Origin of the sequence: Massilia cellulosiltytica (genome assembly GCF_047325105.1) — a bacterium.
Lineage (GTDB): Bacteria > Pseudomonadota > Gammaproteobacteria > Burkholderiales > Burkholderiaceae_D > Telluria > Telluria orientalis.
In genome coordinates, this window is record NZ_CP168562.1 from 4,747,290 (window position 1) to 4,765,317 (window position 18,028).

At 67.3% G+C, this 18,028-nt stretch carries 16 protein-coding genes; 10 read left to right on the forward strand and 6 right to left on the reverse strand.

All coding sequences use genetic code 11. The annotated features are described in order from the left end of the window. Nucleotides 1–28: 28 nt before the first annotated feature. The gene (gene rpoD / locus ACEN9H_RS20660; protein WP_413671910.1) at nucleotides 29–2,752 is read right to left on the reverse strand and encodes an RNA polymerase sigma factor RpoD; all 2,724 of its coding nucleotides are present in this window, start codon (nucleotides 2,750–2,752) and stop codon (nucleotides 29–31) included. Nucleotides 2,753–3,342: 590 nt separating this feature from the next. On the opposite strand from rpoD, the gene ACEN9H_RS20665 reads away from it, so the two are divergent. The 7 genes from ACEN9H_RS20665 to ACEN9H_RS20695 all read left to right on the forward strand — a co-directional run bounded on the left by ACEN9H_RS20665 (nucleotide 3,343) and on the right by ACEN9H_RS20695 (nucleotide 8,319). Then, a complete protein-coding gene (locus ACEN9H_RS20665) occupies nucleotides 3,343–3,846 on the forward strand; it encodes a ProQ/FINO family protein (RefSeq protein ID WP_056127639.1) in 504 nt (167 codons plus the stop codon). A gap of 13 nt (nucleotides 3,847–3,859) precedes the next feature. Beyond that, entirely contained in the window at nucleotides 3,860–4,537 is a 678-nt protein-coding gene (locus ACEN9H_RS20670; RefSeq protein ID WP_371766231.1) for a 3'-5' exonuclease, read from the forward strand. Between the two features lie 2 nt (nucleotides 4,538–4,539). Continuing rightward, the gene (locus tag ACEN9H_RS20675; RefSeq protein ID WP_413671911.1) at nucleotides 4,540–4,905 is read left to right on the forward strand and encodes a c-type cytochrome; all 366 of its coding nucleotides are present in this window, start codon (nucleotides 4,540–4,542) and stop codon (nucleotides 4,903–4,905) included. Between the two features lie 83 nt (nucleotides 4,906–4,988). After that, on the forward strand, nucleotides 4,989–5,717 hold the full coding sequence (locus tag ACEN9H_RS20680; RefSeq protein WP_413671912.1) for a c-type cytochrome: 729 nt from the start codon (nucleotides 4,989–4,991) through the stop codon (nucleotides 5,715–5,717). Then, complete coding sequence (locus ACEN9H_RS20685) at nucleotides 5,714–6,985, forward strand: c-type cytochrome (protein ID WP_413671913.1); 1,272 nt, start codon at nucleotides 5,714–5,716, stop codon at nucleotides 6,983–6,985. The genes ACEN9H_RS20680 and ACEN9H_RS20685 overlap by 4 nt, the downstream gene beginning before the upstream one ends. Nucleotides 6,986–7,070: 85 nt before the next feature. Further along, nucleotides 7,071–8,081 carry a DUF3667 domain-containing protein gene (locus tag ACEN9H_RS20690; protein WP_413671914.1) on the forward strand — a complete coding sequence of 337 codons (1,011 nt, stop codon included), beginning with the start codon at nucleotides 7,071–7,073 and terminating at the stop codon, nucleotides 8,079–8,081. Nucleotides 8,082–8,103: 22 nt separating this feature from the next. Then, complete coding sequence (locus tag ACEN9H_RS20695) at nucleotides 8,104–8,319, forward strand: hypothetical protein (RefSeq protein ID WP_371769966.1); 216 nt, start codon at nucleotides 8,104–8,106, stop codon at nucleotides 8,317–8,319. Here ACEN9H_RS20695 and ACEN9H_RS20700 read toward each other — a convergent pair. Genes ACEN9H_RS20700 through ACEN9H_RS20710 form a run of 3 tightly spaced genes read right to left on the reverse strand, consistent with a single transcriptional unit; the run spans nucleotide 8,309 to nucleotide 9,556 of the window. After that, nucleotides 8,309–8,845: a DUF4865 family protein gene (locus ACEN9H_RS20700; protein ID WP_413671915.1), complete on the reverse strand. Its 537-nt coding sequence runs from the start codon at nucleotides 8,843–8,845 to the stop codon at nucleotides 8,309–8,311. The two genes, ACEN9H_RS20695 and ACEN9H_RS20700, sit on opposite strands and share 11 nt — an antisense overlap. Beyond that, entirely contained in the window at nucleotides 8,842–9,237 is a 396-nt protein-coding gene (locus ACEN9H_RS20705; RefSeq protein ID WP_413671916.1) for a tautomerase family protein, read from the reverse strand. The genes ACEN9H_RS20700 and ACEN9H_RS20705 overlap by 4 nt, the downstream gene beginning before the upstream one ends. A 10-nt stretch (nucleotides 9,238–9,247) precedes the next feature. Continuing rightward, nucleotides 9,248–9,556 carry a carboxymuconolactone decarboxylase family protein gene (locus tag ACEN9H_RS20710; RefSeq protein ID WP_056127613.1) on the reverse strand — a complete coding sequence of 103 codons (309 nt, stop codon included), beginning with the start codon at nucleotides 9,554–9,556 and terminating at the stop codon, nucleotides 9,248–9,250. Nucleotides 9,557–9,655: 99 nt separating this feature from the next. Here ACEN9H_RS20710 and ACEN9H_RS20715 point away from each other — a divergent pair, with 99 nt between their 5' ends. Next, on the forward strand, nucleotides 9,656–10,504 hold the full coding sequence (locus ACEN9H_RS20715) for a LysR substrate-binding domain-containing protein (RefSeq protein WP_413671917.1): 849 nt from the start codon (nucleotides 9,656–9,658) through the stop codon (nucleotides 10,502–10,504). 6 nt (nucleotides 10,505–10,510) lie between these two features. On the opposite strand, the gene ACEN9H_RS20720 is transcribed toward ACEN9H_RS20715, so the two are convergent. Then, nucleotides 10,511–11,632, reverse strand: a complete 1,122-nt coding sequence (locus tag ACEN9H_RS20720; RefSeq protein WP_413675614.1) for a type IV pilus twitching motility protein PilT — start codon at nucleotides 11,630–11,632, stop codon at nucleotides 10,511–10,513. A gap of 195 nt (nucleotides 11,633–11,827) precedes the next feature. On the opposite strand from ACEN9H_RS20720, the gene ACEN9H_RS20725 reads away from it, so the two are divergent. Both ACEN9H_RS20725 and ACEN9H_RS20730 read left to right on the forward strand, forming a co-directional pair. Next, nucleotides 11,828–14,425: a glycoside hydrolase family 3 C-terminal domain-containing protein gene (locus tag ACEN9H_RS20725; RefSeq protein WP_413671918.1), complete on the forward strand. Its 2,598-nt coding sequence runs from the start codon at nucleotides 11,828–11,830 to the stop codon at nucleotides 14,423–14,425. A gap of 556 nt (nucleotides 14,426–14,981) precedes the next feature. Further along, entirely contained in the window at nucleotides 14,982–15,752 is a 771-nt protein-coding gene (locus ACEN9H_RS20730) for a head GIN domain-containing protein (protein ID WP_371769972.1), read from the forward strand. Here ACEN9H_RS20730 and ACEN9H_RS20735 read toward each other — a convergent pair whose 3' ends face one another. After that, nucleotides 15,753–18,023 (reverse strand): TonB-dependent receptor, encoded by a 2,271-nt coding sequence (locus tag ACEN9H_RS20735; protein ID WP_413671919.1) that lies wholly within the window; start codon nucleotides 18,021–18,023, stop codon nucleotides 15,753–15,755. Nucleotides 18,024–18,028: the final 5 nt, after the last annotated feature.

Sequence of the window (18,028 nt, forward strand, 5' to 3'; positions counted from 1 at the left end):
GCGCGGCTGTTCGGGACTCGCGTAACGCTTACTGGTTCTGCAGGAACGTCTTGAGCTTGTCCGAGCGCGACGGCTGGCGCAGCTTGCTCATCGCCTTCGCTTCGATCTGGCGGATACGCTCGCGGGTCACGTCGAACTGCTTGCCCACTTCTTCCAGCGTGTGGTCGTTCGACATCTCGACGCCGTAGCGCATGCGCAGTACCTTCGCTTCGCGCGGGGTCAGCGAGTCCAGCACTTCCTTGATCACGTTGCGCATCGACGCGTGCATCGCGGCGTCCAGCGGGGCCAGGGTCGCGTTGTCCTCGATGAAGTCACCCAGCTGCGAATCGCCGTCCTCGCCCATCGGGGTTTCCATCGAGATCGGTTCCTTCGCGATCTTCATGATCTCGCGGACCTTCGATTCCGGCATTTCCATCTTCGTCGCCAAGGTCGCCATGTCCGGCTCGGTGCCCGTTTCCTGCATGATCTGGCGCGAGATGCGGTTCATCTTGTTGATCGTCTCGATCATGTGCACCGGCACGCGGATCGTGCGGGCCATGTCGGCGATCGAACGCGTGATCGCCTGGCGGATCCACCACGTCGCATACGTCGAGAATTTATAGCCGCGGCGGTACTCGAACTTGTCGACCGCCTTCAGCAGGCCGATGTTGCCTTCCTGGATCAGGTCGAGGAACTGCAGGCCGCGGTTGATGTACTTCTTCGCGATCGAGATCACGAGACGCAGGTTGGCCACGGTCATTTCGCGCTTCGCGGTGCGGGCGCGCTTTTCGCCGGCCGCCATCTGGCGGTTGATGGTGCGCAGGTCCGCCAGCGGCAGCGCCACGCGCGCCTGCAGGTCGATCATGCGCTGCTGCAGTTCCAGGATCGCCGGGGCGTTGCGTTTCAACACGGCGCTGTACGGATACGCGCAATCGACTTCGCGCTGCACCCATTCCAGGTCCGTCTCGTTGCCCGGGAAGACCTTGATGAAGTGGGCGCGCGGCATGCCGCAGCGGTTCACGCAGATGTCCAGCACGGCGCGTTCGATCGAGCGCACCTCGTCCATCTGGTGGCGCAGCGTGTCGCACAGCTTTTCCACGACTTTCGCCGTGAAGCGGATGCCCAGCAGTTCCGACGAGATCACTTCCTGCGCGGCCGTGTAGGCCGGCGAGCCGTAGCCCTGCGTCTTGAACGCGTGACCCATCTTGTCGAACTGCTTCTCGATGAGGGAGAACTTGTCCAGCGCGCCCTTCTTCAGCGCGGCCAGCTGTTCGGCCGAGTAGCCCGCCGCGGCGCTGCCGCCGGCACCGCCCTCGTCTTCCTCTTCCTCGACGTCGTCGTCTTCCTCGTCCTCGTCCTCGTCGCTCGCGCTGGTCACCGGCGCGGTGGCGGGGGCGCCTTCGTTGTGGTCGATCAGGCCGTCCACGACGTCATCGATCTTCAGCTCGTCCTTGGCGATCTTGTGCGACAGCGCGATGATCTCGGAAATCGTCACCGGGCACGCGGAGATCGCCTGCACCATGTCCTTCAGGCCATCCTCGATGCGCTTGGCGATGGCGATCTCGCCTTCGCGCGTCAGCAGCGACACGGCGCCCATCTCGCGCATGTACATGCGGACCGGATCGGTCGTGCGGCCGAAGTCGGAGTCGACGGTCGACAACGCGGTCGCGGCGGCCGCTTCCACTTCGTCTTCGGAGGTCGGCGTGACGACGGCGTCCGACAGCAGCATCATTTCCGCTTCCGGCGCGCGCTCGTAGACCGCGATGCCCATGTCGTTGAACGTCGCGATGATGCCTTCGATCGCTTCCGGATCGATGATGTTTTCCGGCAGCTGGTCGTTGATCTCCGCGTGGGTCAGGTAGCCGCGCTCCTTGCCCATGTTGATCAGGTTCTTCAGCTGCTGGCGGCGCTTTTCCAGCTCCTCGGCCGAAAAGCCTTCCGCGGCGCCGAACAGGTTGGCGCTGCCCTTGGCCTTGCGCTCACGCAGTTTCGACGCAGCCTTCAGCTCGGCGCGCTCGACGGCGTTCAGCGCCGCGATCTCGTCGTTCTCCGGCACGAATTCGCTCGGCTTGCGGCCGCGGCGGCCCGGCACCTTCACTTGCGGCAGCAGGTAGCCGGACGTGTCGATCGCGGCCAGCGCGGCGGCGTCGGTCGTCGTGCTGACGGTGCCGGTCGGCTGCGCGGACGTCGTCGACGCGGCGGACGGCTCGATGCGGCGCGCCGTGCGGGTGCGCACGACGCGGGCGGCCGGCTCGGCGCCGGGGGCGGCAACGGCCGGCGCCTGCGGCGCGGCGGCGACCGGTTCAGGAACGGCCACGGCGGCCGGCGCGGCGTCGGCTTTCAGCGCGGCCAGGCGCGAGACGCGCTTCTTGACGATCACCGGCGGCGCGGCGGGCGCGGTCGGCGTCGGGATCACGTCGTCCGTCTCATCGAAGGCCACGGCGGCGACGGGCGCGACGACGGGCTCGGCAGCCTCGGCGACCGGCTCGGCAACGTCTTCCGCTGCCTGCACGTCGGCAGCGACGGCCTCGGCCTGCGCTTCGTCCGCGGCGGCGGCGTCGTCGAACTGTTCCGGCTGCAGACGCGACGCTTCCTCGGCCTGCACTGCCTTCAGCGACGCCAGGCGCGAACGCGTCTTCACCACCGTCACCTTGGCTGCCGCTTCCGTTTCGAGGAAATACGAGGTCGCGGTCTTCGGCACCGACAGCTGGGCCGTGCTCTTGGCCGGCGCTTTCTTCGCTGTCAGTGTCAGGGTCTTGGCGGTGTTTTTCATATAACTTTCTCCAGTCGAGGCGTGGCGCAGTGCCTGCGAAGTCAATAACCCACCTGGTCCGCGGGGCGGTCCTTGTGGGCGGGGATGAGGGGGAAGGCCCTAACTAGGGACGAAGGCCCGGATATCAAGCACTCCTGCCGCTGCCCGGCGGGCGCCCCGGGCAGCCGGGACAGGCTGCGGCGCGCGTGCACAGTGGGTTCAAGCGGAACGGAACGTGGTCGAAATCGCGGGTTAGCATGTCGGAACGAAAAAAAGCCCGTCAGACAACGGGCTTGAATCTATTTTCCAGAGGAGAAATAGAGGAGACGGAGGCATTATGCCCGAAGGAAATGTTTAGCGATAATTGAAATATCCGATATGGGATATCACTCAGACGCATATTTCCTTTTCCTCTTCCTGACCCTGGCTGCGTCGGCGCAAACCGTGCGCAAGGAAAGGGGCGGATCATACACGATTTCTTGCCCGCGCGCCGCTGTACATGCATGAAATCACCGTCATCTACTCAATAAAACGATGCTTTACATGGCTGAGCGGCACGCGCGCGGCGCGGCCATGCTATCCTTCCGCTTCCCGTTCTTACCATGAAGTCAATGAATACGATGAGTCCTGTCGCCGAGCTCCCCGAGGCCACCGAAAACGCCACCCCCGCCACGCCCGACGCGCCTGCGAATGACGCGCCGGCTGCGGCCCCGGAAGCCGCCCAGTCGCCCCGCGCCCTGCTCAAGCAGCTGCAACAACAGTTCAAGGCCTTCCGCGACTGCCTGCCGCTGGCGATCGGCATCGACAAGCAGGTGCTGGCCCGCCTGCCCGGCCTGAACCGCAAGACGATGCGCGCCGCGCTGGGCATCCACACGGGCTCGATGCGCTACCTGCGCGCGATGGAAAAAGCCACCGTGCGCTACGACCTGGACGGCAATCCGGGCGCCGAGGTGACGGACACGCACCGCCAGCACGCCAAGGAAATGCTGCAGGAACGCTTCAAGAAGGAAGCCGAGCGCAAGAAGGCCGAGCGCGATGCCGCCGCCCAGGTGGAAGCCGACCGCAAGCGCCAGGAAAAGCTGCAACAGCTGGCCTCCAAGTTCGCGAAACGCTGATCCGGCAGCACGGATGAGCGAGGCCGAGGACGCCCTCCCCCCTTACGAAGGCATCACCCTGGCCGACGTGCGTCTCGTACGCACGCGCCAGGATGCGGACGGCGCGCTGTCCGCGCTGCTGGCGTCCGACGTCATCGGCTTCGACACCGAATCCAAGCCCACGTTCCAGAAGGGCGAGCAATCGACGGGACCGCATCTCGTCCAGCTCGCCACCGACCGGCACGCCTATCTGTTCCAGATCGGCACGCTCAAGCCGCGCGCGCCGGACGCTCCCGCCGATACGCCGCCTGGCGTCGACGTGCTGCGCGCCGTGCTGGAATCGCCTGCCATCCTGAAAGTCGGCTTCGGCCTCGGCGACGACCTGCGCCGCCTGCGCGCCAAGCTGGGCATCGAGACGTGCAACGTGCTCGACCTGTCCACGGCCCTGCGCCGCGGCGAGCGCAATGCGCTGGGCGCGAAGACGGCCGTCGCGCGCTTCTTCGGCAAGCGCCTGCAGAAATCGCGCAAGATCACGACGACCAACTGGGCCCTGCCGCGCCTGTCCGACAAGCAGATCCTGTACGCGGCCGACGACGCCCACGTCGCCCTGCGCATCTACCGCCACTGGCGCGCGAATCCGCCGCCCCCGCTGCCGCCAAAGCCGGTCGCCGGCGGGCCGCGGCGGGCCGCGCAACCCAAGCCGCGCACCTGAGCATGCGCCGGCTCGTCGTGTTGCTGCTCCTGCTGGCCGGCTGCTCGCGCCACGAGGGTCCGGTCGACGGCGCGACCGTCTTCAAGCCGTGCGCGTCCTGCCACCAGATCGGTCCGAACGCCCACGGCGGCTTCGGGCCGCAGCTGAACGGCCTGTTCGGCCGCCGCGCCGGCAGCACGCCCGATTTCAAATATTCCGATGCGATGAAGGCAGCGGGCATCGTGTGGGATGAACGCACGCTGGCCGCCTACCTGCGCGATCCGGACAAGATGGTACCGGGCACCAAGATGCGCTTCTGGGGCATCCACGACGAAAAAGAGATGGCCGCGCTGCTGGCTTACCTGCGCACGTTCCAGGACGCGCGCTAGTTAACATTCTCAAAAGATTGCGTGAAGTTCAAGTCGACGCGGTATCATGCCGCTTGTACTTTCTCGTCGACCACAGGAACGTCATGTATTTGCGCCCCGCCCCGCTGTTGCCATTGCTATTGCTGGCAAGCTTGCACGCGGCGCCGGCACGGGCCCAGCAAGCCGTACCGGACACGCTGGAACGCCGCGTGGCCGCGTGCACGTCGTGCCACGGCAGCGCGTCCGCGCCGGCGCCGCAGCCGGCGTCGGGTCCGAACTACTACCCGCGCATCGCCGGCAAGCCGGCCGGCTACCTGTACAACCAGTTGCAGAACTTCCGCGCGGGGCGCCGCCAGTACCCGTTGATGACCTACATGGTCGAGCACATGTCCGACGATTACCTGCGCGAGATCGCGACATGGTTCTCGACGCAGCACGTGCCCACGCCCGTGCTGGCGCGCGCCAGCCTGCCGGCGGGCCAGCTGGAACGGGGCCATGAACTCGTCACGCGCGGCGACGCCACGTTGAAGGTGCCGGCCTGCATCGCATGCCACGGCCAGCGCCTGACGGGCGCCCTGCCCGCCATCCCGGGCCTGCTGGGCCTGCCGCGCGACTACATCAACGCCCAGTTCGGCGCCTGGCGGAACGGCACCCGCCGCGCCCACGTCCCCGACTGCATGGCGACGATCGCCGGGCGCCTGTCGCTGGCGGACGTGGCCGCCATCTCGGGCTGGCTCGCGAGCGAACCGGTGCCGGACGATGCCACGCCCGCGCCCGACGTGAACCACCCGATGCCGCTCGCATGCGGCAGCGAACCGGAGCGGCGGCCATGAAGCGCGTCGTCATCCTGGTCCTCGTCGTGGCGGCGCTGGCCGCCGTGTTCGTCGCGTGGCCGCGCGCCGAATTCATCCCGTCGCGCGCGCAGGCAGCGTGGGCGGCCACACCCGCCAACATCGCCCGCGGCGCCTATCTCGCCCGCGCCGGCGACTGCATGGCGTGCCACACCGCGCGCGGCGGCACGCCGTATGCAGGCGGACGGGGACTCGCCACGCCGTTCGGCACCGTCTACGCGCCGAACATCACGCCGGATGCGCAGACGGGCATCGGCGCCTGGACCGCGGACGATTTCTGGAATGCCCTGCACAACGGCATCGGGAAAGGCGGACGCTTGCTGTACCCGGCCTTCCCGTACACGAACACGACGAAGGTCACGCGCGACGACGCCGACGCCCTGTACGCCTGGCTGCGCAGCCTCGCGCCCGTGAACCAGCAAAATCGCGCGCACGCATTACGCTTCCCGTACGACCGCCAGATCGTGCTGGCCGGCTGGCGCCTGCTGTATTTCAAGCCGGGCGTGTACGCGCCGCAGCCATCGAAAGGCGCCGAGTGGAACCGGGGCGCCTACCTCGTCGAAGGCCTGGGCCATTGCGGCGCCTGCCACAGCCCGCGCAACGGCCTCGGCGCGACGGGCTCCCGGCTGTCCGGCGGCCACATTCCGATCGTCGGCTGGTACGCGCCCGCACTGGACGCCGACAACGAGGCGGGTCTCGGCAACTGGGACCAGGCGCACATCGTGCAGCTGCTGCGGACGGGCGTCGCGCCGCGCGGCGCCGTGTTCGGGCCGATGGCGGAAGTCGTGGGACAAAGCCTGCAATACCTGACCGATGCGGATGCGGGGGCGATGGCGACGTATCTGAAATCGCTGCCGGCCGATCCGTCGCCGCGGCGGCCAATCACGCCGCCGCCCGAGGAGATCATGAAGGCGGGCAGGAAGCTGTACGAACACCACTGCGCCGACTGCCACGGCAGCGACGGCCGCGGCACGAGCGTCGCCGGTCATCCCGCGTATCCGCCGCTGGCCGGCAATGGCGCGTTGACGATGATCGATCCGGTGAACGCCATCCGCATCGTGCTGAACGGCGGCTTCCCGCCCACGACCGTGGGGAATCCGCGGCCGTTCGGCATGCCGCCGTACAGTCCCCTGCTGGACGACGCGGAGGTGGCGGCTGTCGTGACCTATGTACGGAATAGCTGGGGCAATGCGGCACCGGACGTCACGCCGCCGGAAGTCAACCGGTGGCGGGCGGTGCCGCTGGACTGAGCCGCGGCCGCGTGAGAATTCACGCATTTTGCATCGGCATCGGTCGTGTAACCTTGCGGGGATATTGCCCGAGGAGTCAGACCGTTTGAAACCCAGCCTTGAAATCGTGCATCACCACGGCGCGGAACACAACGCGCCACGCCGCTGTCCCAACTGCCAGGCCAACGCCCGGGATCGATTTTGTTCCCTGTGCGGCGAGACACTCACCGTCCACTCGCCGTCGGCGGGGGAGTTCATCCATGAGTTCATCGGTCATTACGTGGCGCTGGAAGGCAGGTTATGGCGTACGCTGCGCCTGCTGATGTCCAGGCCGGGTCAATTGACGGTGGATTTCCTGCGCGGACGGCGCGTGCCCTACATCGACCCTTTGCGCCTGTATCTGACGCTGAGCCTGGTGATGTTCGGGCTGATCAAACTGTATGGCGTCGACCTTCCCCAAGTCACGTTCGACGACCGGTCGTTCGGCGCCACCTACAGCCACGCGATGCCCGGTCTGGCGAGAGACGACGGTACATTCCCTGTCGCGGCGCTGTCCATCAAAGGCAGGTCGGACAGTGGGACGCACACGGTGGGGCAAGCGCTCATGACGCTCGGCAGTGTCGACCGGACATGGGCAAAGAACGCCCAGCGCTTCATGGCTGCCGCGCCGGAAGAACAGGCCGACATCGTCAACCACGGTTTCCTGGCCAACCTGCCCTACATGCTGATCGGCGCGCTCCCGCTGTTCGCCGGTTATCTCAAGCTGATCTGGTGGCGCTCGCGCCGCCACTACGGCGACCATCTCGTCTTCGCCCTGCACACCACGGCGTTTGCATTCGTGCTCGCCAGCGTGATGATCGTCATACCGGGCAATCTGGGCTGGCTGATCGCCTGCGCGGCCCAAGGGAACTTCGCCCTCGTGTCGGCCTGGGATATTGTGCAGCTACTGCCCGTCGCGTGGATCGTGGCCTATGTGCCCGCCGCGATGCATACTGTCTACGGCGGCGGCAGATTGGCCGCCGTTGGGCGATCCCTCGTGCTGATGACGGTGCATGTCACGGTGATCTGCAGCCTCGTCGTCGGGGCCGAGATCATTGCGATCCTCCGGCACGGGTAACCCCCATCACAAGGAGAACGATATGCCGAACTATCGCGTCTGGTACCGCAACAACGAGGAACCGCTGGAATTCACCACGCCCGGCCGCATCAGCGAGGCGGAGATGCTCGACCAGGTCCTCGCGCACGAAGGCATCGAGCCCACAGGCCCGACGACCGTGCAGGCGCTCATCGCCAGCCACGGGCTGGCGCCCGTGCGCTATACGGAAGACGAGAGCGAGATGAACGTCATCGGCTAGCCGTGGACACGTGGCCGACCGCATAGACCAGCGTCGCGGCGTCGGCCACCGGCTCGCTGTCCCACAGGCGGAAGCGCACCAGCGTCCACGTCCCCGGCTCGTAGCCGACGACCACCGCGAGCGCGCGGCCGCCGTCGGCCGTCTCCGCCCTGCGCAACGCTTCCAGGTCGGCCCCGGGCGGAATCGTCCGCCGCTCGACGGACGCGAAGCGCGCATGCTCGAAGCCCGGCGCACATCGCGCCTGCCACACGAGCCACGTCGCCACCGACGGCCGGCCGAACGCCTGCGCCACGCCCGCGAATCCGGGGCCGTTCAGGAACGCGTGCATCCCGTCGACCGTGTTCCAGACGTAGAACGGCGCGTACGCATTGTCGTGCGCCGGCCCCGTCTTGCGCGCGCTGAGATAGGCCTTGAACAGCAGCCCTGGAAAGCCGTCCATCAGGTGGCCTTTGTCCGCGATGCGCCGGTCGATGATCCCCATGTCGTAATCGGCGGGCAGCGGGAAGCGGTACTGCATGGCGATCATGTTTTCTGCTCCGCCAGCGGCGCCGCGATGCCGTTGCTGAACGACCAGTCGGCGTAGTCCGTCGTCTGGACGATGACCATCAGGTCTTCCGGCCGCAGCCCGGGCGAATGGGCCAGCAGGTCGGCGAGGCGCCGGTAGAACGCCTGCTTGGTCTCGGCGTCGCGCGGCTTGCCGCCGGTGACGCAGACGAGGACGAAATCGTCGCTGCGCGGGCCGCCGAGGTAATCGCGGTCGAAGATCAGTTCCTCAGGGTCGTGCTGGTGGATGGCGTGGAAGCGGTCCGCGACGGGGATGCGGAAGGCGTCGACGAGCGCCTGGTGCACGGCGTCGGATACGGCGCGCAGGTAGTCGCGCGGTTTGCCGCGGCGCAGGGAGATGCGGACGAAGGGCATGACGGCCTCCTCACTTCAGATCGCCGAGCAGGCGCGCGGCGGTGGCGGCTGCGGGCCAGCCCGCATAGAAGGCCAGGTGCGTCACGACTTCTTCCAGCTCGACCCGGGTGACGCCGTTGTCGAGCGCGGTCTGCAGGTGGAACGGCAGTTGCCCGTCGCGGCACAGCGCGACCAGGCAGGCGACCGTCACGAGGCTGCGGTCCCGTTTGTTCAATGCGTCCCGCTCCCACACTTCGCCGAACAGCACGCGGTCCGAGAGATCGGCCAGCGCGGGAACGGCACCGAGGGCCCGCCGGCCCATGCCTGTCAAAGTCGTCATCGTTTGCTCCTTTTTGGTTGACCAGGCCATGATAGAAGCGCACGATAATTTCGAAAATCGAATATATTTGAAGTGACACTTCACCAAAACGGGATGATCATGGGCCGCACGAATTTCGACATGGACGCGCTGCGCAGCTTTTGCGAAGGTGTGGATCTCGGGAGCTTCGCGAAGGCGGCCGACCGGCTCGGACGGTCGACGTCGGCCATCAGCATGCAGATGAAGAAGCTGGAAGGACAGGCCGGCACGGACCTGCTGCGCAAATCCGGGCGCGGCCTGGAACTCACGGCGGCCGGCGAAACACTGCTCGGTTATGCGCGCCGCATTCTCGACCTGAACGACGAGGCGCGCACGGCGCTGGCCGGCCTGGACCTCGAAGGCACGGTCAGGCTGGGACTGCAGGAAGATTTCGGCGAACGCCTGCTGTCGAATGTCCTCGGCCGCTTCATGCGCAGCCATCCGGACTTGCAGATCGAAGCCGTCATCGCCCGCAACAGCGAACTCATCGCGCAACTGCAGGCCGGGAAGATCGACCTCGCGCTCGCGTGGCACACGGGCGTGGACCTGCCGTACGTGGATTTGCTGGGCGACTATCCCATGCGCTGGATCGGGCCGGCGACGCAAGACCCCGCCGTCGAACCGGTGCGCCTCGTCGCGCTGCAGGCGCCCTGCCTGATGCGCAAGGCGGCGACCGACGCGCTCGACCGGGCCGGCATCCCCTGGCGCATCGTTTACACGAGCGCCAGCCTGGCGGGCATCTGGGCCGCGGTCGCGGCGGGGCTCGGCGTGACGGTGCGGACCAGCCTGGGATTGCCGGGCGACGTGCACGTGCTCGATGGCTTGCCGGCGCTGCCCGCCATCCGGCTCGCGCTGTACAGCGGCGCGGCGACGCCCTCCATGGCCTGCAAGCGCATGGCCGCACTCATCAAGGAACACATCGTGGGCTGACGCCCGTCACACCATCTCCGCAAACCCGATCCGGTCCGTCGTCGCCGCGCGCGCCTCGTCCACGCCGACCACGTGCGTGGCCAGCAGCGCTTCCAGCACGCTGTTCATCGTGTGGCACCCGGGTCCGCGTCCCGCGTTCATGTGCGCGCGGATGGCGCCCAGGTCGCCCTCTTCGATCATCGTCGCGACGGCCGGATTGATGGTCAGGCATTCCGTGGCCAGGTGGTAGCGGTTGCCCTGCTTCGACGGCAGCAGCGCCTGGCACAGCACGCCGCGCAGCGCGTGCGCGAGGGCCTGGTTTTGCGCTTCCGAATTGCCCAGCAGGCGCAGCATCTTTTGCAGGCCCAGTTCCGTCGAGCGCGCGTGCAAGGTCGCCAGCACGAGCGGGCCGGATTCGGCCAGCGCCAGCGCTTCCTGCGCGGTCTGCGCATCGCGGATCTCGCCGATGACGATCACGTCCGGACGCTCGCGCAGCGCGTCCAGCGCGCCGAGGTAATAGCTTTCGACGTCACCGTCGACACCCACCTCGCGCTGCGTGATGATGCATTTGCGCTGCGGGATCAGGGTTTCGACCGGATCCTCGATGGTGATGATGTGGCCCGAGCGCTGCTTGTTGATCTCGTCGAGCATGGACGCGATCGTCGTCGACTTGCCCTGACACGTGTCGCCGATGATCAGCACGAGGCCACTGGTCAGGCGCGCGAATTCGCGCTCGTCGGCGTGCAGGCCGAGCGTGTCCAGCGCCAGCGGCTCCTTCGGGAAGCGGCGGATCACGCAGCCCAGGCGCTTCTTGCCCTGGAAGCTGAAGCAGTTGGCGCGGATGCGCGCCGTGTGCAGGTCGATCGAGCGGTCGAAGGCGCGGTCGGCGATACGCTCGGCCCAGTTCGGCTCGATGACGTCGAAGAACTCTTCCAGCTCTTCCTTCGTGATGGGCGAGTCCGTCACCGCGACGAGACCCTTCGGCTGCCGGAGCATCAACGGACTGTTCTGGTGGATGATGATGTCCGAAAACACCAGCTTCGAATTCAGCAGGTGCAATATCTGCTCGACCAGGGTGCCGAACACCGGATGGTCTTCGTTTTCGATATACGACAGGGTGGGAATCTGCGAGGACTGGTGGTATTCCATCATGCGTCGAATGGCAAACGGGCTCGGATGAGCGATCCATTCATTATAAAACCGGCATCCTGTCAAAATTCCAACTGGAAAGATATTTTTTCTAACACCAAGCTTCGAGCGTGCCTTGGCCGCCACATCGTTTCGATTGTTAGCGCACGACATTTCCGTGTTAGCATCTTCGAAAATTTATAACAGGAGACTACGATGACTCGCCACATCCCGTTTGCGCTCGCGCCGCTGGCGCTGGCTGCCCTGCTCACCACGGCACCCGCACTGGCCCAGCAGGATCCCGCGGCCCGCGCCGCCGGCCTCGTCGCCCAGATGACGCTCGAGGAAAAAGCGGCACAGCTGGGCAACGACGCCCCCGCGATCCCGCGTTTGAAAATCCCGAAATACAACTGGTGGAACGAGGGCCTGCACGGCGTCGCGCGCGCCGGCTATGCGACCGTGTTCCCGCAGGCCGTCGGCATGGCCGCGACGTGGGACGAGGGGCTGATGCACGACGTGGGCGACGTCATCGCGACCGAGTTCCGCGCCAAATACCTCGCCACGCGCGCACCGGACGGCGGCACGGACTGGTACCGCGGCCTCACCGTGTGGTCGCCCAACATCAACATCTTCCGCGACCCGCGCTGGGGCCGCGGCCAGGAGACCTATGGCGAAGACCCGTACCTGACGTCGCGCATCGCCATCAACTTCATCCACGGCCTGCAGGGCGACGACGCGCAATCGTTCAAGACCATCGCGACCGCCAAGCACTTCGCGGTGCACAGCGGGCCGGAATCGAACCGCCACCGCGAAGACGTCCACCCGTCCCCGCACGACCTCGAGGACACGTATTTGCCGGCGTTCCGCGCCACCGTCACGGAGGGCAAGGTGGCGTCCGTCATGTGCGCGTACAACGCCGTCAACGGCATCCCCGCGTGCGCCAGCGACGACCTGATGGAACAGCACCTGCGCCGCGCCTGGGGGTTCAAGGGCTTCGTCGTGTCCGACTGCGGCGCGGCCGCCAACATCTACCGCGACGACAGCCTGCACTACACGAAGACGCCCGAGCAGGCCGTGGCCGCGTCGTTCAGCGCGGGCATGGACCTGATCTGCGGCGACTACCGCAACAAGATGACGACCGAGGCCGGTCCCATCGTCAACGCCGTGCGCCAGGGCGAATTGAAGGAAGCCGTCGTCGACCGCGCGCTCGTGCGCCTGTTCGAATACCGCATCCGCCTGGGCTTGCTCGATGCGAACCCGCCGCAGGCGTACGCCGCCATCAAGCCGACCGACAACGACACCCCGGCCCACCGCGCCGTCGCGCTGAAGACGGCGCAAGAGGCGATGGTGCTGCTGAAGAACGACGGCCTGCTGCCGTTGAAGAAGACGCCGAAGACCATCGCCGTCATCGGCCCGAACGCGGACAGCGAGGATGCGCTGGTCGGCAACTACAACGGCCAGCCGTCGCATCCGGTGACGGTGCTGGCCGGCATCCGCGCCCGCTTCCCCGATGCGAAGGTGGTATATGCGCCGGGCACGGGCCTCGTCGGACCGGCGGAACCGCCCGTGCCGGACGCGAACCTGTGCGTCGACGCCGCGTGCCGCACGCCGGGCCTGAAGGCCGAGCATTTCGAGGGACCGGACCTGGCGGGCACCGCGCAGGGTGCCGTCGAAAAGAATGCCCGCGCCGCGTGGCAGGAAGGCGGCCACAATGCGTCCGCGCGCTGGACCGGCTACCTGAAGGCGCCGCGCACGGGCGACTACAGCCTGCGCTACCTGAGCAATGCCGGCTATCGGATCTGGGTCGACGGCAAGCAGATCGTGGATGCGTGGGACGTCACGGACTCGCCCTCGATCGAAGCGGGCAAGGCGAAGCTGCAGGCGGGTAAAACCTATCCGATCCGGATCGAGGCGGTGCAGCGCGGCGCGCGCGGCGACCAGAAACTCGTGTGGAGCACGCCCATCGACGCCAGCCGCGAAGCCGTCGACCTGGCGCGCCGCGCCGACCTCGTCGTGTTCGTGGCCGGCCTGTCCGCCAACCTGGAAGGCGAGGAACTGAAGCTGCAGGTGCCCGGCTTCGCGGGCGGCGACCGCACGAACCTCGACCTGCCCGCGCCGCAGGAGCGCCTGCTGGAACAAGTCGCCGGCACCGGCAAGCCGACCGTGCTCGTGCTGATGAGCGGCAGCGCCCTGTCCGTCAATTGGGCCGACAAGCACGTCCCGGCCATCGTCCAGGCCTGGTATCCGGGCGGCGAAGGGGGACACGCGGTCGCCGGCCTGATCGCGGGCGACTACAGCCCGGCGGGCCGCCTGCCCGTCACGTTCTACCGCGGCGTGGACGGCCTGCCGGCCTTCACCGACTACCGCATGGACGGCCGCACCTACCGCTATTTCAAGGGCGACGTGCTGTACCCGTTCGGCCACGGCCTGTCGTACACGACGTTCCGCTACGGTACGCCGGCGCTGTCGGCGCCGTCCGTCGCGGCGGGCAGCCCGGTGAACGTGGACGTCGAGGTGGCCAACACGGGCAAGCGCGACGGCGACGAGGTCGTCCAGCTGTACGTGGCCAAGCCGGGCGATGCCGCCAACCCGACCCTCGCGGGCTTCCGCCGCATCCACCTGAAGGCCGGGGAACGCCAGCGCGTCACGCTGGCGCTGGATGCCCGTGCCCTGTCGCAAGTCGACGCGGCCGGCGCGCGCAAGGTCGTGCCGGGGGCGTACACCGTGTACCTGGGCGGCGGGCAGCCGGGGCATGCGCAGACGGTCAAGGCGGCGCTGACGGTAACCGGAACGGTATTTGGTCTACCGAAGTAATCGTCTGACCCGCTACTTGAGCACCGTCGTCCCCGCGCAGGCGTGGATCCAGGTTCTGCACGCGTTTCGATAGCTCGTGCAAATTAAGCACCGTCGTCCCCGCTTGCGCGCACTAGTGTCCGGAATATTGTTTTCAAAAGCCGTCAGAAATAGCATCGTCATTCCCGTGCAAGCGGGAATCCATGCTGAATATGCTGACTACGTTCTTCATTTCCACCTCGTCGGCTACAAAGAGGCGACTTCGAGCAGTCAGCATGGGTTCCCGCTTTCGCGGGAACGACGGTTTTTCCCTATGGCGGGCCTGTTTTCGACGGTAAAAATTATTCCGGACAGCAGTGCGCGCAGGCGGGGACCCGAGTTCTGCACGCGTTTCGATAGCTCGTGCAAAATTGGGTCCCCGCCTCCGCGGGGACGACGTATTTATTGCGCGTTTCACCCCGCCTGCGTGCATTCCGGTCCGGCTTTCATGCGTTTTGTCGCAAACCGGTACCCCGCCCGCCGCCTCCCGCATACGATGTGCACATCGACACCATCCATGCACATCAGGGAGACCACCATGACCCACCATCAAACCCGCCGTTTCCTCCTCGCCGCCTGCGCCCTCGCCTGCATCGCCCTCGCCCCGCAGGCCGAAGCGGGCGATTGGCCCTGGAGCAGGAGCGAACAGGTGCAGGGCAGCGGCCGCGTGCAAAGCCAGGCACGCGACGTCGCCCACTTCAGCGGTCTCGCGATGTCCCTGCCGGGCAACGTCGAGATCAAGAGCGGCAGCGGCCGCGAAGGCGTGACGGTTGAGGCGGACGACAACCTGCTGCCGCTGATCGAAACCGTCGTCGAAGACGGCACCTTGAAGATCCGCGCCAAGCGCAACGCGAACCTGCGCACCCGTAACCTGAAAGTCGTCGTGCAGGCGCGCGACATCGACCGTCTCGCGCTGGGCGGCTCCGGCAATATCGATGCGGACGTCGTGCGCGGCAGCCGCGTGCGCTTCGACGTGGGCGGCTCCGGTTCCATCAAGGTCCGCAAGCTGGAAGGCGAATCCGTCAACGTCGCCCTCGGCGGCAGCGGCAACCTGCAGGCGCTGGACGGCACGGCGCGCAGCACGTCGATCTCGATCGGCGGCTCGGGCACCGTCGACCTGGGCCACGTGCGGACCGAGAACGCCAGCGTCACCGTGGCCGGCTCCGGCGACGCGACCTTGTGGGTGCGCGACAGCCTGAGCCTGACCGTGGCCGGTTCCGGCGACGTCAATTACTACGGCGATCCGCAGGTCACCCGCTCGGTGGTCGGCTCGGGCAACGTGAAGCGCCTGGGCGCCTCTCCCCGTTGATCACAGGTCCCACCGCACCTCGGCCACGACGGTCCGCTGCGTGTACGGGTGAAACGCCCAGTAGGTGCGGTCGTTGAGGTTGTCCACGCCGACCGCCGCGCTCCAGTGGCGGTCGAACCGGTAGCGCACCCGCGCATCGAACACGAGGTAGTCCGACACCCCCATGTACGCCTCGCCGTTCGGGTCGCTGTTGTCCAGCGTCCCGTACTGGCGGCCGCTGTAGCGCCCCCCCAGCGTCGCGGTCCAGTGGTCGTTCGCCTTCCACGTCGCCAGCATCGTCGCGCGCCAGCGCGGCACGCGGGGCTGCCACTTGCCCACGCTGGCCGGGAAGCCCGCGTTCTCCGTGATGATGGAGTCGGCAAACGTGACGCTGCCCGTCAGGTCGAGTCCCTTCACGCCCACGTCGTCCGCCTGCGCCGCGACTTCGAGGCCGTTCGTGCGGATGCGGCCCACGTTCTGCACCGTGTTCACCGTCGTGCCGCCGGCGACGAGCAGCGGCTGCGAATACAGCGCGTCGCGCGTCATTTCGCGGAACAGCGTGACGCGCAGCGAACCCTTGTCGTTCAGCGTCTCGGCCGACAGCTCGCTCGTCCACGACTTCTCGGCCTTCAGGTTCGGATTGCTGTTGACGATGGCATTGTCGACGACGGAACCCTGGAACAGCTCGGCCGCCGTCGGGTTGCGCACGGCGCGGCCCGTCGAGGCCTTCAAGGTCCAGTCGGAACTGACGCGCCACGCCAGCGCGGCCTTCGGCGACCATGCCGTCTCGCTGCGTGACGGGAAGCCCAGCGGCGCCGCCAGCACAGCGTTCGACAATTCGCCGCCATAGGCGCGCCACCGCTCGAAGCGGGCACCCACCGTCGCACGCCACGCGTCGCCGATGCGCCAGTTGTCCTGCGCATACAGGCTTTCCAGCCACGTGTTCCCGTTGAAGACCGAGACCTGGCGGCCGTCGCCCGCATGCAGCCAGTCGCCCGCGCTGCCGAACACGCGCGTGCGCAGCTTCGCGTGGTCGGACTGCAGGCCGAATTCGACCGTGTGGTCTTCCGGCCGCCAGATGCCTTTCAGCGCCAGCGTGTTCCAGCCGCTGCCGTGCATGTCGGTGACCTGGCCCGCGCCGTTCGTGTCGGCGTCGGGCACGAGCACGGTCGGCGTGCGCACGAGGTCGCGCGCGTAGTCGTACAGGCTGGCGGCGATCTCCCAGTCGAACGCGTCGCGGCTGTGCCGCTTGAGCGACAGCCCGTGCATCGCGTGTTCCAGCGTGGCGCGGCTGGGCGCGAAGTCGGACGCGCGGACGTCGTACGCGCGGCCATCGATGTTGACGCGGGTTGCGGTGTACACCGGGTTGCCCGCCGCATCGCGCAGATACGAATCGGCCACGCGCTTCGCCTCGTTGCGCCACCAGCCGAACGTGTAGCTGGCGCGCAGCTGCGGCGTGATGTCCCACGCGAGCTTGAATTTCGCGTGGTCCTGTACCGTGTGCGTCTGACTCGTCGCGCCGATCAGCCACCAGTCCCTGTTCGACGGATTGCGGCCGGCCACGGCGCCCGTCACCGGGATGCCGCCACCGCCCGGCACGCCGGCCGACAGCAGTTTATTGGCGAACCCGATGGGCTGCGCATCGCTGTCCAGGCGCGACACGTCGATCCAGTACGACCACGCGCCGCTGCGGTCGCCCAGCGAGGCGCTGCCCTGCCAGCCGTCGTAGCGGTCATCCGTGCGATAAAGGTTGAAGCCCTGCGAATGGCCGGACAGCTTGACGTGGGCTTCGCGCTTCGTCGGCATGCGGGTCTGGAAGTCGACGACGGCACCCACGGAATTGCCCGGATACGCGGCCGCGAACGGGCCATAGAGCACGTCGACGCGCTCGATCTCTTCCGGCGTGACGAGGCCCCAGCGCGGCGTGTACGTGGCGCCGTTGCCGAGCAGGTTGGACAGGAGGATGCCGTCCGCGTACACGAGCGAGCGCGCGCTGTTGCCCGTGCCGGACGCGCGGCTCGCGAGCACGGCGTGGTCGTAGTCGCCCGTGTAGCGCTTGCGCACGTTCAGGCTGGGCAGGTATTTCAGCGCGTCTTCGCTGTCGACCGCGTTGATCCGGTCCTCGACCTGGGCACCCGTGATGCCTTCGATCGTCGTCGGGATCTGCGCCGGCAGCGACGTGGGGCGGCCGCCCGTGATGACCACGGTTTCCAGGTGCGTGTCGTCCGCATGGACGTGCGTCGCCAGGCACGCCAGCGCGGCGAGCGCGAGGCGATGATGTTGGAATCGCATGGGCA

What these genes read in the sequence shown, in the direction of transcription:
- rpoD (WP_413671910.1), bottom strand. Translation starts at nt 2,752, where the DNA reads ATGAAAAACACCGCCAAGACCCTGACACTGACAGCGAAGAAAGCGCCG.
- ACEN9H_RS20665 (WP_056127639.1), top strand. Translation starts at nt 3,343, where the DNA reads ATGAATACGATGAGTCCTGTCGCCGAGCTCCCCGAGGCCACCGAAAAC.
- ACEN9H_RS20670 (WP_371766231.1), top strand. Translation starts at nt 3,860, where the DNA reads ATGAGCGAGGCCGAGGACGCCCTCCCCCCTTACGAAGGCATCACCCTG.
- ACEN9H_RS20675 (WP_413671911.1), top strand. Translation starts at nt 4,540, where the DNA reads ATGCGCCGGCTCGTCGTGTTGCTGCTCCTGCTGGCCGGCTGCTCGCGC.
- ACEN9H_RS20680 (WP_413671912.1), top strand. Translation starts at nt 4,989, where the DNA reads ATGTATTTGCGCCCCGCCCCGCTGTTGCCATTGCTATTGCTGGCAAGC.
- ACEN9H_RS20685 (WP_413671913.1), top strand. Translation starts at nt 5,714, where the DNA reads ATGAAGCGCGTCGTCATCCTGGTCCTCGTCGTGGCGGCGCTGGCCGCC.
- ACEN9H_RS20695 (WP_371769966.1), top strand. Translation starts at nt 8,104, where the DNA reads ATGCCGAACTATCGCGTCTGGTACCGCAACAACGAGGAACCGCTGGAA.
- ACEN9H_RS20700 (WP_413671915.1), bottom strand. Translation starts at nt 8,845, where the DNA reads ATGATCGCCATGCAGTACCGCTTCCCGCTGCCCGCCGATTACGACATG.
- ACEN9H_RS20705 (WP_413671916.1), bottom strand. Translation starts at nt 9,237, where the DNA reads ATGCCCTTCGTCCGCATCTCCCTGCGCCGCGGCAAACCGCGCGACTAC.
- ACEN9H_RS20710 (WP_056127613.1), bottom strand. Translation starts at nt 9,556, where the DNA reads ATGACGACTTTGACAGGCATGGGCCGGCGGGCCCTCGGTGCCGTTCCC.
- ACEN9H_RS20715 (WP_413671917.1), top strand. Translation starts at nt 9,656, where the DNA reads ATGGGCCGCACGAATTTCGACATGGACGCGCTGCGCAGCTTTTGCGAA.
- ACEN9H_RS20720 (WP_413675614.1), bottom strand. Translation starts at nt 11,632, where the DNA reads ATGGAATACCACCAGTCCTCGCAGATTCCCACCCTGTCGTATATCGAA.
- ACEN9H_RS20725 (WP_413671918.1), top strand. Translation starts at nt 11,828, where the DNA reads ATGACTCGCCACATCCCGTTTGCGCTCGCGCCGCTGGCGCTGGCTGCC.
- ACEN9H_RS20730 (WP_371769972.1), top strand. Translation starts at nt 14,982, where the DNA reads ATGACCCACCATCAAACCCGCCGTTTCCTCCTCGCCGCCTGCGCCCTC.
- ACEN9H_RS20735 (WP_413671919.1), bottom strand. Translation starts at nt 18,023, where the DNA reads ATGCGATTCCAACATCATCGCCTCGCGCTCGCCGCGCTGGCGTGCCTG.